Here is a 14,895-nt window from a genome sequence, read left to right as displayed (position 1 = left end):
CCGCGCCGGCGTGACGGCCCCGTTCGCCGTGACGGCGGTTTTCGCCCCCGTCTCGGTTCCTTTTGTACGTCCGGATCGAAGCGGGGGAGACGATGGCACTCGCGAGCGCCGGGGCGCGGCTCCACTTCGGCTTCTGTAACCTCAGCCTCTCCCACGAGCGCCTGTACGGCGCGCTCGGCCTGGCTCTCGCGGAGCCGCGGGTGACGGTCGAAGCGACCCCCGCCGACTCGACGTCGGTGACCGTCGAGTCGGACGCGCTCTCCGGTGCCGAGGGGTCCGGGGCGGACGCGGTTCGCGGCGACGCCCGCGACGCGGTCCGCGCCGGCGTCCACGACGAGATCCGCGCCGACGTCGGCGAGTACGCCGCGACCGCCGTCGACCTGCTCGACGTTCCGGGCGCGACCGTCGCGGTCCGGGCGTCGCTGCCGCGACACGCGGGGCTGGGAAGCGGCACGCAGCTGGCCGCGACGACGCTCGCGGTGATCGCTCGGGCGCACGGTCGCGATCCCGAGGTTCGCGAACGGGCTCCGGCGCTGGGCCGAGGGGGGCGCTCCGGGGTCGGCGTCGCGGCCTTCGAGGCGGGCGGGTTCGTCCTCGACGCGGGCCACCCGACCGCGCGGTTCACCACCGACCGCCCGGCCGACGGGGAGTGGGCGGTCCCGCCGGTCGCCGCGCGCCACGACGTCCCCGACGACTGGCGATTCCTGCTCGTCCGCCCGGACGCCGAGCCGGGGCGAAACGGGGAGAGCGAGGACGCCTCGATGCGGGCGGCCGTCGAGCGGGCGGAGCCGGGGCTCGCCGACCGGATCGCCGGGATCGTCACCCGTCGCGTGCTGCCCGCGGTCGCGGCGGGGCGCGCGGAGGCGTTCGGCGCGGCGGTCGCGTCGGTGGGGCGGCTCAACGGCGCATGGTACGCCGACGAGCAGGGCGGCGTCTACCGGCCGCCGGTCGGCGACGTGGTGGCGTCGCTGTCGGCGTCGCCGGCGGTGTTCGGAGCCGGACAGTCCTCCTGGGGGCCGGCCGTCTACGGGGTCACGGACGCGGACCGCGCCGACGCGGCGAGGGAGGCGGGCGAGCGCGCCCTCGAGGCGGCGGGCGTCGACGGGAGCGTCGCCGTCGTCCGGGCCGCGAACGAGGGCGCGCGGGTCCGGGCGGGAGCGGGCGACGTGGACGATCCGGACGACGTGGCCGGCGATCCGGACGACCGGGACGATCCGGACGGTCTCGACTGCGACCCCGACGAGGGACAACACTAAGCGGGCCCGCGACCCGTACCGAGGTATGTCGAGTGTCCCGTTCGGCGTCGCCCGGCTGGATTCGATCCTGGAGGGTGGCGCGCCGCCCGGAAGCGTGGTCCTTCTCGCCGGCGAGTCGGGAGCCGGCGCGCGGGAGTTCCTCTACACGAGCGCGGCGATGAACGCCCTCGGCCGGACCGAGGAAGAGCTCTTCGACCTCTACTACGGCGACCTCTCCGGCGACGCGGCGGTCCCCCCGGAGGTCCACTACCTCTCGTTTACCGCCGACGAGGCGGCGCTGACGAGGGAGATGGGGTACACGCTGGCGGAGGAGGTCGTCGACGCCGCCGTCGACGGGATCGCGTTCCGCGACCTCTCGCCGGAGTTCTTCCAGCTCAGCCCGATCCCGCGGGAGTGGTACGAGGGCGAGACGACGACGATCGCGGATCTCGGCGACCACGGGCGCTACGACGACGTGCTCACCGCCTTCGGCGACTACCTGAGCGAGCACGCCGCCGGTAACGTGGTCTGTATCGACTCCGTGACCGATCTCGTCTCCGCCGCCTCCGACGACATGGAGTGGAGCGACGTCGCGATGGTGATGAAGGGACTGAAGAAGGCCGCCACGCGGTGGCAGGGGCTGATCCTGGTGCTGGTCAACCAGGACGCGCTCACCGACCGGGAGTTCGGTACGCTGATGGACGCCGCCGGCGGCACCCTCCAGTTCGCCTGGGAGAGCGGCGGGTCGAAACGCGCCCGAACCATGTTCGTCCGGGAGTTCCGCGGCGTTCTCTCGCGGCTCGAGGCGGAGAACATCGTCCGGTTCGAGACGGAGGTCCACGACGGCGGCTTCGACATCAGCGACGTCCGGAAGATCCGGTGAGCGGCGGGTCGAGATCCGGTCTCGACGTCGACGGCGACACGATCGCCGCGGCCGCTGCGAACGCCGCGGCCCCCGAGAGTATCGATCCGGAGAACCACGCGGCAGGTTACTTATGTCTCGCCGCCGAACGTGGCGTAGATGCAGAGGTACCGCGATGAGTGACTCCGACGGAGGGGGGACCGTCGAGGAGTCGGTCGACGGCACTACCGGCGGGGGAGACGGCGTGGACGCCGCCGATTCCGGAAGCGACGGCCGCGGCGCGGCGAGCGTCACGGATCTCACGGGGGACCTCACCGAGATCCGGTCGGCGATCGCCGACCTCCGGGAGACGACCGACCGGTTGGACGGGTCGGTGGACTCGGTACGGTCGGAGGTCGAGTCGCTCCGCTCGTCGGTCGACGGGGACGTCGAGGACCTCCGCGAACGGTTCGTCCGGCTCTACCGCGATCTGGAGGGGAAAGCCGAGGCGGACCACGACCACCCCGAGACGGCCGAGCGGTTGGAGGCGGTCGCGGCCGACGCGGCGAGCGCCGCCGAGCGACTCGACGGCGTGGAGACGCGCGTCGAGTCGCTCGGAGACGGCCTCTCCCGGCTCGACGAGACGGTTGCGACCGTCGAGAGCGACCTCGACGGGATCGACGATCGCGTCGCGAGCGCGGAGGGGCGGCTCTCCGACACGGCGGACCGGCTCGCCGACACCGAGGAGCGACTCTCCGCCGCCGAGGACCGCCTCGCGGATCTGGCTTCGGCCGGCGAGGACCGTTCGGAGAAGCTCTCGCGGGTCGCGAGCGCGGTCGTCCGGGCACAGCGTGAGATCCGTGCAGTCCGACGCGACCGCGCCGACCGCGAGCGGCTCGACGCGATCCTCCGGACCGCGAACCGACACGGGGTGAAAAAGGCCGACTGCGGCGGGTGCGGGAACACGGTGCGTCTCTCGCTCCTCTCGACCCCCGAGTGTCCCTACTGCGAGTCGCAGTTCGACGACCTCGACCCCGCGAAACGGTTCTACCGGCGGTCGACGCTGACCGTCGACGACAGGCCGGCGCTCGAGGGCGACGTGCCCTCGGCCGCCGACGGGGGACGGGCGGGCGAGGGGATCGACCGGGACGACGGGACGACCGACGAGAGCGGCCGGGACGGACGATGAGCGACGACCCGACCGGCCGCTCGGCGGACCGGACCGACCGACCGGACGACGAGGACGACCACCTCGACGAGGGCGACTCCCTCGACGGCCTCGACGAGGGCGGCGGCGCTCGCGGTTCGTCGGCGGAGATCGACGGCGCGCCCGACGACGACCCGTTCGACGAGATCGATGCCGACCCCGATGGAGACCTCTTCTCGGGGCCGATCGGGACGGGCGGACGGGACGGGGCCGATGCGGATCCCTTCGCGGAACTCGACGACGAGGGGGCGACCCCGGACCCCGGCGGCGATCCCTTCGAGCGGATCGAGGTCGACGAGGTCGACGTCGACGACGTCTGGAACGCGCTGGAGGAGGACCCGGACGACGTCGCCGACGCGGCGTTCCCGGAGGGTGACTCGCGCGAGCCGACGGACCACGTCGTCGACAAGCGGACGTACTGCCATCGCTGTCCGAACTTCTCGGATCCCCCGGAGACCGCCTGTACCCACGAGGACGCGTCGATACTCGAGGCGGTCGGCTTCGAGGAGTTCCGCGTCCGCGACTGTCCGATGGTGACCGACGACGGTCCCCGGTTCGATCGACACGGGCGGCTCGACGAGTGACTCGCGGACGGCCGCGAGCAACGGGGAACATAAGGGCGCTCGGTCCGTACCGCGGGGAGATGCAGTTCTGTGACGACTGCGGCTCGATGATGGTCTCGCGGGACGGCGTGATGGTCTGTCGAAACGACGACTGCGGGGCGACGACCGAGCGCGACGAGGAACTCGCCGAGCGGTTCGAGTCGACGACGGAACAGACCGGCGAGGAGCTGATCGAGACGGAGGAGGGCGCGAACTTCGAGGGGAAGCCCACCGCCACCGACGTCGTCTGCGAGGCCTGCGGTCACGGCGAGGCGTGGTACACGATCAAACAGACCGGCGCGGCCGACGAGCCGCCGACGCGATTCTTTAAATGCAAGGAGTGCGGTCGCCGCTGGCGCGGCTACAACTGATCCGATGCGCTCGCGACGCCTGCTGCTCGCCGTCGTGTCGGTCGCTCCCCTCCTCGGGTTCCTCGTCGGACGAGGCCTCGGGTTCTGGCGTCTCCGGCTCGGAGCCGGGCGGCTGCTCGCGTCGTTGCCCGACGCCGTCCCGGAGCACGTCCGAGTGCTGCCGCCGCCGCCCGACGAGTACGCCGGTACTCTCCCGTACACCCCGGCGGAGACCCGCGAGCGGCTGCCGGAGTGCGGCTTCTCCGAACTGTTCCGCGCGTACTTCCACGCGTACGACCGCGACGGGGAGACGGTCCACGAGGTCGGGAGCTTCGTCCACCGGCCCGAGGGGATCACCGGCGACTGGCAGGTCCACGTCCGACTGTTTCCGGCCCCGGACGGCTCGACGGAGGTGTGGGCACACTGGGAGCCGAACCCGTACGTCGCCCCGCTCGCGCACCTCCGCATGGAGGGGTACGACCCCGGCCGCGGCGAGCGGATGGCGGCCGAACTGATCGGCGAGCTGCGGTGAGTTCCGGTCGGGGACCCGCGGCGCTCCTACCGGCCGAGCCACCGAGCGAACGCCTCGGCGACGGGCTCTGCGGCGTCGCCGGCGCGGCCGACGAGGAAGTGGTCGGCGTCGACCGCGACGACCTCGAGGTCCAGCCCCCGCGCCCGCTCGACGACGGGCTCCCAGTCGGCGGTCGAGTCCCGGCTCGCGTACACGATCCGAACGGACGCCTTCCGCGCCGCGAGGTCGTCCAGGGCGGCGACCGCGTCGACCTCGGGCGCGAGCCGGTCGGTCGGGGCGAGCGCGCAGACGCCGGCGAGCTCCGGCCGAGAGACGGCCGCGACGAGCGCGACGGTGCCGCCGAAGGAGTAGCCGAACAGTCCGACCACGTCGTAGCGGTCGAGCGCCCACCCGACGGCGTCGTCGGCGTCGGTACACTCGCCGATCCCCTCGTCGTACGCGCCGTAGTCGAACCGGAGGCAGTCGACGCCGCGGGCCGCGAGCGCGTCGCTGACGGCGGTCAGCCGCTCGTCCCCGCGGTGGCCGCCGTGGCGGGGGTGCGGCGGGCAGGCGACGACGACCGCGTCCGACCGGGCGCCGTCGCTCGCGGCGGTGTCCAGCGTCGCGCGCACGTCGCGGCCGCCGGGGATCGGGACGGTGTCGGTCACGGAGGATCGCGGTCAGGGCACCTGTGTCACGCGGTCGACGCCGTCGAGGGCGGCCAGATCGTCGGCGAGCGCCGCCTGGTCGACGCCGGCCTCGTAGTAGAACACCACGTCGAAGGTGCCCTCGCGAAGGAGCTGTTGGCACTCCCAGACGAACGCCTCCCCGTCGAGGGTGCGTCCCTGGAACTGGTTCGAGGAGAAGTCCGTGTCGTCGTTGCCCGCCTCGATGTACGTCTCGCCCTTTCCGGCGTGGTCGGCGATGACCTCGTTGGCGTCGACGGTGAGCTCGTGCATCTCGAGGTCCTCCTGGCCCGACAGCTCCGTGTGGACGATACAGCCCACGAGTTCGATGTCGCCGGGCTCTAAGAGCGCCTTCGTCCGTTGATAGAGGTCCGACTCCAGGGTCTCGCTCATACCGGATCGTTCGGCTCCGACGCTAAACGAGTGACGGTTCTCTCGCGGCTCGGGTCCGGCCCCGTCGGCTCACTGTACCCAGACGGTCTTGCGGTTCACGAACTCCTTGATGCCCGCCTCGGAGAGTTCGCGACCGAAGCCCGAGACCCCGACGCCGCCGAACGGGACCCGCGGGTCGGAGGCGACGACCCGGTTGACGTAGACGCAGCCCGCGTCGATCTCGTGGGCGAGCCGCTCGCCGCGCTCCCGGTCGGTCGTCCAGACGCTCCCGCCGAGCCCGAAGCGCGTGTCGTTGGCCCGCTCGATGGCCTCCGCCTCGTCGTCGACGCGGAAGACGGCCGCGACGGGGCCGAACAGCTCGTCTCTGGCGGCCGGGGCGTCCTCCGGGACGTCCGTCAGCACCGTCGGCGGGTAGAACGCCCCGTCGCGGTCGAGCGGCTCCCCGCCCGTCTCGACGGTCGCGCCCGCCTCGACGCTCCGCGCGACCTGGTCGTGAAGCTCCGCCATCAGATCGGCGCTGGCCTGCGGCCCCACGTCGGTGTCGCGGTCGGTCGGGTCGCCGACCGTCAGCGACTCCGCCCCCTCGACGAGCCCCGAGACGAACTCCTCGTAGACGTCGTCGTGGACGACGAAGCGCTTCGCGGCGATACAGGACTGCCCGGAGTTCTGGTTGCGCGCCCACACGCCCTCCTCGATCGTCGTCTCGAGGTCGGCGTCGTCGAGGACGACGAACGGGTCGCTGCCGCCGAGTTCGAGGACGGACTTCTTGATCCGTTTCCCGGACGCGGCCGCGACCGCGCTCCCCGCGGGGCCGCTGCCCGTCAGCGTCGTCGCCTTCACCCGATCGTCGTCGATGGCGTCCTCGACGAGGTCGGCGGAGACGAGGAGCGTCCGGAAGGCGTCCTCGGGGAAGCCGGCGTCGCGGAACACCTCCTCGATGGCGAGCGCGCAGCCAGGGACGTTCGAGGCGTGTTTGAGGAGGCCGACGTTGCCGGCGACGAGGTTCGGCGCGGCGAAGCGGAACACCTGCCAGAACGGGAAGTTCCACGGCATCACGGCGAGGACGGGACCGAGCGGCTCGTAGGAGGTCTTGACCTCCGATCCGGGCGGGCTCGGGTGGTGCTCGTCCTCGAGGTAGGCGCTCGCGAACTCGGCGTAGTGTTCACACACCCACGCGCACTTCTCGATCTCGCCTTCCGCCTGCTCGATCGGCTTGCCCATCTCCCGCGTCATGAGTTCGGCGTACTCGGACTTGCGCTCGCGGAGGATCTCGGCCGCGGCGACGAGCAGTTCCTCGCGTTCGCGCCGCGGTCGCTCGCGCCAGGACTCGAAGGCCGCCTCCGCGCGGTCCAGCGCGTCCGCGACGTCCGCCGCGTCGTCCTCCTCGTACGTCTCGACCGTCTCGCCGGTCGCGGGATCGACCACGTCCATGGACGGAGATCCCCCCCCTCGACACGTATGCCTTTCCATGGGGATCGATGAGAAATAATTAAATACGGTTCCTCTGTCCGGCATCAACGAGATATATGAAACCTTTAATAGTTACTCCGGTCGTTGCTCGCCTACGACGCCCCAAGATCGGTTCGGCGGATCCGGATCGCGGTTCGGCGGATCCGGATCGGACTACCGGAGGCGAGCGACCGCCCGGTCGTCCCGTTCCTCGATCCTGACGAGACCGTCGTCAGAGAGGTCCGAAAGCAGCCCGCGGAGCCACTCCCGCCCGTGCTCGCCGTCGGGCGCGTAGTCCACTCGGATCCGATGACCGAGCGTGTCCAGATCCACCTCGTCGTGTTCGCCGAGAAGCCGGACGATCCGCCCGCGGAACTGCCGACGGCTCCCCTCGAAGTTCGGCTGGGTGGGCACATCCGGCGCGGTGAAGTCGCCGGTCCGGTAGGCGTGACACCACTCGCGCCACGGGCAGCCCGCCTCGTCACAGCGCGGCCGCTGCCCGCAGGCGACGCCGCCGAGCTCCATGATCGCGTTGTTCCAGAGCCGGGAGTCGCCGTCGGGCATGAGGCGGGAGGCGACCCGCTCGAAGACGGCGTCGTCGTCGGGAACGTCGAACGCGCGGTGGAGGACGCGTTTCACGTTGGTGTCGACGACCGCGTCGCCCGCGTTGAACGCGAACGACGCCACCGCGTTGGCGGTGTAAGGGCCGACGCCCATCAGTTCCTGAAGCTCCTCGGGGGAGTCTGGGAACTCCCCGTCGTACTCCGTCTCGACCTGCGTCGCCGCCTCGTGGAGGTACGTCGCGCGGTTGTTGTAGCCGAGCGAGTGGTCCGACCAGAAGGCGACCACGTCGCTCCGGTCGGCGTCGGCGAGGTCGGCCGCGGTCGGCCAGCGCTCGAGGAAGTCCTCCCACGCGGGGACGACCCGGTCGAGCTGGGTCTGCTGGCTCATCACCTCGCTGACGAGGATCTCGTAGGGGTCCGCCGTCCGCCGCCAGGGGAACTCGCGGTGGTCCGCCTCGTACCACTCGCGGAGCGCGTCGCGGACCCCCTCGTGGTCCGCCGGGAGGGAGGGAGCGTCGCCGTCGGCGAGCCCGGAGACGACGGCCTCGTCGGGGTCGGTCATACGCTCCCTCGGGCCGCGGGCGGCTTATCCGTGGTGGTCCGGCTCGAGTCGCGTATCGGCCCGCTGTAGCCGCCACCGCTGGAAGCGGAGATCTACGCCTCCCTCGCCGGTGGGTCCGAACTCGACCGGCTCGCGGGCACCCGCGGCAGTCACGGTCTCGAAGGTCAAATCGTCCGGATCGGTCGAGGTCGGATGTAAGCTGAACTCCCGATCGAGCATCGAGAGCGTCGCGGTGCCCCCGGCCGGTTCGACCTCGGCTTCCACCAGACCCCGGTGTGACTCGTAGACGCCAGCGATCCGATCGACCTTCTCGCGGAGCGCGAAGAACGGGACGGCGCTGGGCCGTCTCCCCGACAGGATGGCGAGAACCGCCGGCCCGACGTACATGGGGTGTACCTCGGGAGTCGCGTTCGCTCCGATGGCGACGCCGATCCCCGCCTCCTCGAGGAATCCGACGTATCCCGTCGAGACGGTGACCGTCCCCCCGTGTTCGACGAGCCGATCGTCGAGGAACTCCCGGAGCATCCAGCCGTAGCCGTACTCCACTTCGGTACCGTCCAGGCGAGTTTCCCGCGTCGTGTACGGTTCGTGCATCGTGGCGACGGCGTCCTCGCTGACCAGCCGCTCGCCGTCGAGCGTCCCGCCGTTCATCTGCATCCGGAGGTAGCGCCCCATCTCGTCGACCGAACTGAGCAGGCCGCCCGGAGCGTCGATGACCCGGTCGTGCGGAACCCCTCCCTCGATCAGGTCGTCGTCGTCGCGGTAGTAGCCGCTCATCGCGTCGTCCGTGCCGTCGAACGCCTCCCCGTCGAAGGTGGATCGGTCCATCCCGAGCGGGTCGAGCACGTTCTTCCGCACGTACTCACGGTACTCCGTCCCGGAGACGGCCTCGATCACCTCGCCCAGCACGGTGTATCCGGAGTTGTAGTAGTAGAACGGGTCACTCTCGTCGGTTACGCGCGTGTCGAGCGAGCTCTCGACGTGACGTCTGAAGTCGTCCGCGCTACTGAGTGGAGTCGTCGACGACTTCCCAGTGACGTGACGAGTGATGAGCGCGACGGCCGTCGCATCGCTCGGCATTCCGGACCCGTGACACAGCAGATCGTGGACCGTGATCGGGTCGCCAGGGACGTGCTCGTAGACCGGCAGGTACTCGGTCACGGGATCGGAGACGTCGAGTGCTCCCTGCTCGGCGAGTCGCATGATCCCGAGTGCCGTGAAGGACTTCGTACACGATCCGATACCGTAGAGCGTGTCCGACGTCATCGGGGCGTTCTCCGAGAGGTCACGAGCGCCGAACCCCTTCGAGTAGCGGTGGCCGTCCTCGGTAACGATCGCCAGGCTCATCCCTGGGACGCCTCCGTCGACGAGACGGTCGTCGATGAACCTCTCCACGCGGTCGAGCGTCTGCTCCGACGGATGGCGCTGTGGTGACATACCGAGACGTCCGTCCACCGCCAGTTAGTCCCATCCCCTCCTATAGGGGGTCACGTCGTCGCGCGCTTCCGGAAGTAGAGCGCGACACTGGCGGCCTGTCCGGCTTCACATCCGCCCCGATGGCCGCCTCGGTGCGGTCTTCGACGGGACCGAGAAACCAACCGCAGGGACCGGGGCGATATCGGGAACGCGGTGTGAGCGACCCTACGCGACGTCGTCGATCGCGGCCGTCAACAGCTCACAGCCGAGCTCGATCTCGCGTTCGGTGACGTCGAGCGGCGGGAGGATCCGGATCACCTTCTGGCCGCACGCGAGGGTGAGGAGGCCGTGTTGGACCGCCCGGTCGACCACCTCGTCGCGGCGGTCCGTGGTGTCGAACTCGACGGCGAGCATCAGTCCCTTGCCGCGCACGTCGACGACGCCCTCGGGGTCGGCGTCGCGCATGACCTCGAGGAACTGCCGGCCGCGCTCGCTCGCGTTCTCCATGAGCCCCTCCTCGCGGATGGCGTCGATCGTGAGCGACCCCTGGAGCGCGCCGACGACGTCGCCGGCCCCCCACGTCGATGAGATCCGGCCGGTCTCCTCGGGGAAGACGTCCGAGCGGGAGACGGTCGCGCCGACGCGGAGCCCCTTCGCGCTCGTGATCACGTCCGGCTCGAGCGCGTAGTTGTCCGCGCCCCACATCTCGCCGGTGCGGCCGAGCCCCGACTGGATCTCGTCGGCGATGAGGGTGATGTCGTGTTCCTCGACGAGGTCGGCGATCTCGTCGGTGAACGTCTCCGAGGGGAACCGGTAGCCGCCCTCGCCCTGGATCGGCTCCATAATGAGATACGCGACCTCGTCGGGGTCGATGTGGCCGGACTTCGGGTCGAGCTTCTCGCGCAGTCGGGACTCACCGTCGGCGAAGAAGCCGCACGAGCAGGTGTCGGCCGAGCAGGTCCGGTCGTCGCAGTACGGCACGTCGTGGACGCCGCTCATCTCGGGGTAGTCCCGGCGGTAGACGGACTTCGAACGGTTGAGAGACAGCGCACCGAGCGTCCGTCCGTGGAACGCCCCCTCGAAGGTGATCGCGTACTTCGCGCCGTCGGCGTCGTCGTAGGAGATCTTGATCGCGTTCTCGACCGCCTCCGCCCCCGAGTTCGAGAGGAAGACGGTGTCCATGTCGTAGTGGGAGGTGATGTCGGTGAGCCGGTCCATGAGATCGGCGGGGCCGGGCGCCGCCTCTCCGGGGGGGTTACCGTCGGAGACGTAGAAGTCCTGACCCGCGATCTTCGTCGGGTCGACGACATCGAACTCCTCGAGCGGCTCGGTGATGAGCGGGTTGTTGTACCCGAGCGGCGCGGCGGCGACGTGGCTCGTGAAGTCCATGAGGACGTTGCCGTCGACGTCGGTACAGAAGGGACCCGTCGCGGGGGCGGTGCGGTCCCAGACGAACTCGTAGACGTAGGTGCTCGGTGCCGCCGATCGGTGGTGGTAGTCGACCCACTCCTGGGCTCGCTCGCCCGGAAATTCGGTCACTTCGGGAGTTACCGTGTCACGGTCCATACACTGGGATGTCACCCGACCGCGAAAAAAGAGGGGGCTACCATGGGAGGAGGGTCGGCGAGGAACGGCTCCGGGGAACGCGTCCGCGTTTCGGGTCGATCGAGTCCGTCGCCTTCGGGGGACGTGGCGTCAGTGTCGACGGACGCGGTTCAGTGTTCGATCTACGTGGTCTCAGTGTTCGATGTACGTGGTCTCCCACTCCGTGCGCGCGTCTATCTCGCGCCGCCCGCGTCGAGTGAGCGTGTAGTAGTTCGTCCGTCGATCGCGTTGGCCCTTCTCGACGAGCCCCTTCTCGACGAGCGTGTCCAGGTTCGGGTAGAGCCGGCCGTGGTGGATCTCCTTTTCGTAGTAGTCCTCCAGTTCGTCCTTTATCGCCAAGCCGTGCGGCTCTTCGAGGCCGGCGATAACGTAGAGCAAGTCACGCTGGAAACCTGTGAGGTCGTACATGCTGGTGGCCGGACATATACGTGGAAAATAAATAAATATACCGTTACATAGAACCCCGAATACGGAGCCATCCGACACGTACCGCAGTGACGTGACCCGTTCGATACCGTCAACGAGGTGACTATCTTTCTCGGATCGGAGACCGTTCTCGGCGTCTCGATAGTATTATGAATCCGACACTACTGGGTGAGAACGCACGATTCGTCGCCGACGAGTCGAGAGGTCTTCGGAGGATCGCGCGTCGACGAGCCTACGGCTCGGAGTTCGATCGGTTCGGTCGTCGAGAACGAACGCGGGCCCCACGCGGAAAAAAGCCGCGTGAGGCGAGCGTTCGAAATTGGTCCCCGCTGACGCTTCGGCCCTCCAGACGAAGCGTCACGTGACAGTATCGGGTTGATAGTAATAAACCTATCGAGCGCGGGTCACATGTGTTCCTCTTCTAACACCCATCCCAGCGCGCGCTTGTAGTGGGTGAAAAGCTCCTCGACGCCGCGATGAGACATCTCCTCGTCGGCCAACTCCTCGCGCAGGAACTCGTACTGCTCGCGGACCTCCTCTTCCGATCGCATACGGACCGGTAGGGGGGCCCGACTCAAAGGGTTGTGGTCGCCGCCGAACGGCCGTTCGGGTCGAATCGGGCGGCCGCGAGCGACACGCCTATACGGCGACCCCGGATACTGGGTGGAACGATGGACGATCGGACGCGCGAGTACCTCCGGGGGCGGTTCCGCGACTACTATCGGCGGGTCTCGCTGTCGCCGCCGCCGGACGCGCATCTCCGCGAGTGGGGACACATCCCGTGGACGCCCGGATCGGGCACGACGATGGTCCGTCACCAGTCGATGTACGACCTCGGGGACCTCGACACGTTCTTTTCGGACAACGCCCCGCGACACGCGTACTTCTCGGCCGCGCGATACGACGACCCCGGCGCGTCGACCATGTCGAAGAAGGGGTGGCGCTCCGCCGACCTCGTCTTCGACCTCGACGCCGACCACCTCCCGAGCGTCGACCCGGAGGAGGCGACCTACCCGGAGATGCTCGAGGCGTGTAAGGACGCCCTCATGCGACTGCTCGATTTCCTCGAGAACGACTTCGCCTTCGAGGACCTCTCGGTCGTCTTCTCCGGCGGACGCGGCTACCACGTCCACGTCCGCGACGAGTCGATCCGGGAGCTGGGAAGCGAGGCCCGCCGGGAGGTCGTCGATTACGTCCGCGCGATCGACCTCGACGTCGACGGGCTGATCCGCACCGTCTCCGACCGCGGAACCACGAAGCGCGTGCTCCGGACCGAGGGCGGCTGGGGCGCGCGCGTCCACGAGGCGCTCGTCGAGTACGCCAACGACCTCCGGGAGATGGACGACGCGGACGCCCGCGAGCGGCTCATGGAGCTCGACGGGATCGGCGAGGGCCGCGCCGAGACGATCCTGGGCGCGTTCGACCGCAACCCCGACGCAGTCCGCCAGGGCAACGTCGAGGCCGGCGGGCCGGGCGTGCGTCGCCTCGTCTCCGCGCTCGCTACACGCGTGGCCGCGACCGACGCCGCCCCGATCGACGAGCCGGTGACGACCGACACGCGCCGGCTCATCCGCCTCCCCGGAACGCTTCACGGCGGATCGGGGCTCGCCGTCACGCCGATCGACCGCGCCGACCTCGACGGGTTCGACCCGCTCCGGGACGCGGTCCCCGACCGGTTCGTCGGCCGCGACATCCGGATCGAGGCCGACGAGCGCGCGACGGTAGAATTAAACGGCAAGAGGGTCACAGTCCAAGCCGGCGAGAACACCGTACCCGAGTTCGCGGGCGTCTTCTTGATGGCCCGCGGCGAGGCGCGGAAGGCCCCCGAACGATGAACCTGGACGAACTGCGCTCGGTACAGGCGAAGGAACGCCGCAAGGACAGTCTCCAGCACCTGCGGGACGCCTTCTACGACGACGTCGCCGCGTACGTCTCCGACCTTCGCGCCGCGCGCGACCGGCGCGCGGACCAGGTCGACAACCCCTTCTCCGACGACGACGTCCGGCGGATGTCCGACGAACTCGAGACCGCCGAGGAGGTCGCGGAGGCGCTGTACGAACGCCGCGTCGGCAAGGTGGTCAAGCTCGCGTCGTTCGCGGCGGCGGAGATGTCCGTCGAGACGGAGGGGATGACGACCGAGGAGCGCGCGCTCTTCGAAGACCTCGTCGCGCGGATCCGCGCGAACAAGTCCGAGGTCCTCGCGACGCTAGCCGGCGACGCGCCGCCCGCGGAACCCGACGGGACGCCCCCGACGCCCGAAAGCGAAGGGAAGGCGACGGACCCCCCGAGGGACCCCGATCCGCGGGAGGAGGACTCCGTACCGCCGGAGGCCGATCCGGATTCGGACGTGCTCGCGGGAGCGATGGGGGGCGATCCGGCGGGATCGACCGACCACGGCTCGCCCTCCGATCCGACCGATCCGACCGATCCGACCGGTCCGATCGAATCGAACGCGCCCGCGGCCGACGCCGAACCCGGTGCCGCGAGCACGGACGGCGGCCCGACGCCCGTAGAGCCCGACCCCGCGCCCCCCGGCGCGCCGGGCGCGGACGGACCGGTCGACGAGGAGCCGGGATCGATCGCGCACGAACCCGACCCGTCCGGTGCCGTCGAGCCGTCGTCGCCGGGCGAAACGGACGGATCAGCGATCGACCGCGAGACCGTCCGCATCACCCGCGACGTCGGGGAGATATTCGGCGTCGACGAGCGCGAGTACGACCTCGCGAGCGAGGACGTCGTCACGCTCCCCACGGCGAACGCGGAGCCGCTCGTCGAACGGGACGCCGCCGAACGGATCGAGTGAGGCCGGCGTCGGACAGTCCCGCGGCCCTCTCGTCTCGGCACCGCGCGCGTCCCCGTCGTGTTAACTTAAGCATGATTCCACCAGACGGTGTGGGCTTGCAACCACGTTTCCGCGGTCGGTGGATCGACATGGCTGAAACAGTTTGAAAACGAAGAGGTTCGTCGTTGTACTTCTCTAAAGACACGTTCGACAGAATTTCTCAAACCGTGTTGTTCGACGCGGTAACTGTAGTTTTCGCGGCGGAGA

Annotated in this window: 16 protein-coding genes and 1 pseudogene; 8 read left to right on the top strand and 9 right to left on the bottom strand. The window is 69.7% G+C overall.

Features of this window, described 5'->3' with window-relative positions; genetic code table 11:
* Positions 1–92 precede the first annotated feature (92 nt).
* From NO889_RS16055 to NO889_RS16030, 6 genes are all read left to right on the top strand, one after another.
* On the top strand, positions 93–1,256 hold the full coding sequence (locus NO889_RS16055; protein ID WP_256413233.1) for a beta-ribofuranosylaminobenzene 5'-phosphate synthase family protein: 1,164 nt from the start codon (positions 93–95) through the stop codon (positions 1,254–1,256).
* A 25-nt stretch (positions 1,257–1,281) separates the two neighbouring features.
* On the top strand, positions 1,282–2,118 hold the full coding sequence (locus NO889_RS16050) for an RAD55 family ATPase (RefSeq protein WP_256413232.1): 837 nt from the start codon (positions 1,282–1,284) through the stop codon (positions 2,116–2,118).
* 154 nt (positions 2,119–2,272) lie between these two features.
* Positions 2,273–3,265: a hypothetical protein gene (locus NO889_RS16045; RefSeq protein ID WP_256413231.1), complete on the top strand. Its 993-nt coding sequence runs from the start codon at positions 2,273–2,275 to the stop codon at positions 3,263–3,265.
* A complete protein-coding gene (locus tag NO889_RS16040) occupies positions 3,262–3,867 on the top strand; it encodes a DUF8135 domain-containing protein (protein WP_256413230.1) in 606 nt (201 codons plus the stop codon). The genes NO889_RS16045 and NO889_RS16040 overlap by 4 nt, the downstream gene beginning before the upstream one ends.
* Positions 3,868–3,926: 59 nt before the next feature.
* Positions 3,927–4,256 carry a transcription factor S gene (locus tag NO889_RS16035; RefSeq protein ID WP_256413229.1) on the top strand — a complete coding sequence of 110 codons (330 nt, stop codon included), beginning with the start codon at positions 3,927–3,929 and terminating at the stop codon, positions 4,254–4,256.
* Positions 4,257–4,260: 4 nt separating this feature from the next.
* Positions 4,261–4,767: a hypothetical protein gene (locus NO889_RS16030; RefSeq protein ID WP_256413228.1), complete on the top strand. Its 507-nt coding sequence runs from the start codon at positions 4,261–4,263 to the stop codon at positions 4,765–4,767.
* Positions 4,768–4,793: 26 nt separating this feature from the next.
* On the opposite strand, the gene NO889_RS16025 is transcribed toward NO889_RS16030, so the two are convergent.
* The 8 genes from NO889_RS16025 to NO889_RS15990 all read right to left on the bottom strand — a co-directional run bounded on the left by NO889_RS16025 (position 4,794) and on the right by NO889_RS15990 (position 12,397).
* Positions 4,794–5,414, bottom strand: coding sequence for an alpha/beta hydrolase (locus NO889_RS16025; RefSeq protein ID WP_256413227.1), 621 nt, complete (start codon positions 5,412–5,414; stop codon positions 4,794–4,796).
* 12 nt (positions 5,415–5,426) lie between these two features.
* Positions 5,427–5,825, bottom strand: coding sequence for a DUF5778 family protein (locus NO889_RS16020; RefSeq protein ID WP_256413226.1), 399 nt, complete (start codon positions 5,823–5,825; stop codon positions 5,427–5,429).
* Between the two features lie 69 nt (positions 5,826–5,894).
* A complete protein-coding gene (locus tag NO889_RS16015; RefSeq protein ID WP_256413225.1) occupies positions 5,895–7,256 on the bottom strand; it encodes an NAD-dependent succinate-semialdehyde dehydrogenase in 1,362 nt (453 codons plus the stop codon).
* Positions 7,257–7,448: 192 nt separating this feature from the next.
* Positions 7,449–8,399 carry an HhH-GPD family protein gene (locus NO889_RS16010; RefSeq protein WP_256413224.1) on the bottom strand — a complete coding sequence of 317 codons (951 nt, stop codon included), beginning with the start codon at positions 8,397–8,399 and terminating at the stop codon, positions 7,449–7,451.
* A 24-nt stretch (positions 8,400–8,423) separates the two neighbouring features.
* Positions 8,424–9,836 (bottom strand): serine hydrolase domain-containing protein, encoded by a 1,413-nt coding sequence (locus NO889_RS16005; protein ID WP_256413223.1) that lies wholly within the window; start codon positions 9,834–9,836, stop codon positions 8,424–8,426.
* Positions 9,837–10,040: 204 nt separating this feature from the next.
* Complete coding sequence (locus NO889_RS16000; protein WP_256413222.1) at positions 10,041–11,381, bottom strand: aminotransferase class III-fold pyridoxal phosphate-dependent enzyme; 1,341 nt, start codon at positions 11,379–11,381, stop codon at positions 10,041–10,043.
* Between the two features lie 171 nt (positions 11,382–11,552).
* Entirely contained in the window at positions 11,553–11,828 is a 276-nt protein-coding gene (locus tag NO889_RS15995) for a PadR family transcriptional regulator (RefSeq protein ID WP_066411259.1), read from the bottom strand.
* Between the two features lie 422 nt (positions 11,829–12,250).
* Positions 12,251–12,397, bottom strand: a complete 147-nt coding sequence (locus NO889_RS15990; RefSeq protein ID WP_256413221.1) for a hypothetical protein — start codon at positions 12,395–12,397, stop codon at positions 12,251–12,253.
* 120 nt (positions 12,398–12,517) lie between these two features.
* On the opposite strand from NO889_RS15990, the gene priS reads away from it, so the two are divergent.
* Together priS and NO889_RS15980 are read left to right on the top strand one after the other, a co-directional pair.
* A complete protein-coding gene (gene priS, locus NO889_RS15985) occupies positions 12,518–13,681 on the top strand; it encodes a DNA primase small subunit PriS (RefSeq protein WP_256413220.1) in 1,164 nt (387 codons plus the stop codon).
* A complete protein-coding gene (locus NO889_RS15980) occupies positions 13,678–14,649 on the top strand; it encodes a DNA replication complex subunit Gins51 (RefSeq protein WP_256413219.1) in 972 nt (323 codons plus the stop codon). Before priS ends, NO889_RS15980 begins: the two co-directional genes overlap by 4 nt.
* A 65-nt stretch (positions 14,650–14,714) precedes the next feature.
* Here the strand turns inward: NO889_RS15980 and NO889_RS15975 are convergent.
* Positions 14,715–14,895: pseudogene (locus NO889_RS15975) on the bottom strand (IS6 family transposase); the annotation flags it as partial.

Source organism: Halorubrum rubrum (genome assembly GCF_024494685.1).
GTDB lineage: Archaea > Halobacteriota > Halobacteria > Halobacteriales > Haloferacaceae > Halorubrum > Halorubrum rubrum.
This window is presented reverse-complemented; position numbering and strand designations above follow the sequence as displayed.

Excerpts from the sequence above, each read along its gene's own strand:
- NO889_RS15980 (WP_256413219.1), top strand. The coding sequence starts at position 13,678 with ATGAACCTGGACGAACTGCGCTCGGTACAGGCGAAGGAACGCCGCAAG.
- NO889_RS16050 (WP_256413232.1), top strand. The coding sequence starts at position 1,282 with ATGTCGAGTGTCCCGTTCGGCGTCGCCCGGCTGGATTCGATCCTGGAG.
- NO889_RS16035 (WP_256413229.1), top strand. The coding sequence starts at position 3,927 with ATGCAGTTCTGTGACGACTGCGGCTCGATGATGGTCTCGCGGGACGGC.
- NO889_RS16055 (WP_256413233.1), top strand. The coding sequence starts at position 93 with ATGGCACTCGCGAGCGCCGGGGCGCGGCTCCACTTCGGCTTCTGTAAC.
- NO889_RS16040 (WP_256413230.1), top strand. The coding sequence starts at position 3,262 with ATGAGCGACGACCCGACCGGCCGCTCGGCGGACCGGACCGACCGACCG.
- NO889_RS16000 (WP_256413222.1), bottom strand. The coding sequence starts at position 11,381 with ATGGACCGTGACACGGTAACTCCCGAAGTGACCGAATTTCCGGGCGAG.
- NO889_RS16010 (WP_256413224.1), bottom strand. The coding sequence starts at position 8,399 with ATGACCGACCCCGACGAGGCCGTCGTCTCCGGGCTCGCCGACGGCGAC.
- NO889_RS15990 (WP_256413221.1), bottom strand. The coding sequence starts at position 12,397 with ATGCGATCGGAAGAGGAGGTCCGCGAGCAGTACGAGTTCCTGCGCGAG.
- NO889_RS15995 (WP_066411259.1), bottom strand. The coding sequence starts at position 11,828 with ATGTACGACCTCACAGGTTTCCAGCGTGACTTGCTCTACGTTATCGCC.
- NO889_RS16015 (WP_256413225.1), bottom strand. The coding sequence starts at position 7,256 with ATGGACGTGGTCGATCCCGCGACCGGCGAGACGGTCGAGACGTACGAG.
- NO889_RS16005 (WP_256413223.1), bottom strand. The coding sequence starts at position 9,836 with ATGTCACCACAGCGCCATCCGTCGGAGCAGACGCTCGACCGCGTGGAG.
- NO889_RS16045 (WP_256413231.1), top strand. The coding sequence starts at position 2,273 with ATGAGTGACTCCGACGGAGGGGGGACCGTCGAGGAGTCGGTCGACGGC.
- NO889_RS16020 (WP_256413226.1), bottom strand. The coding sequence starts at position 5,825 with ATGAGCGAGACCCTGGAGTCGGACCTCTATCAACGGACGAAGGCGCTC.
- priS (WP_256413220.1), top strand. The coding sequence starts at position 12,518 with ATGGACGATCGGACGCGCGAGTACCTCCGGGGGCGGTTCCGCGACTAC.
- NO889_RS16030 (WP_256413228.1), top strand. The coding sequence starts at position 4,261 with ATGCGCTCGCGACGCCTGCTGCTCGCCGTCGTGTCGGTCGCTCCCCTC.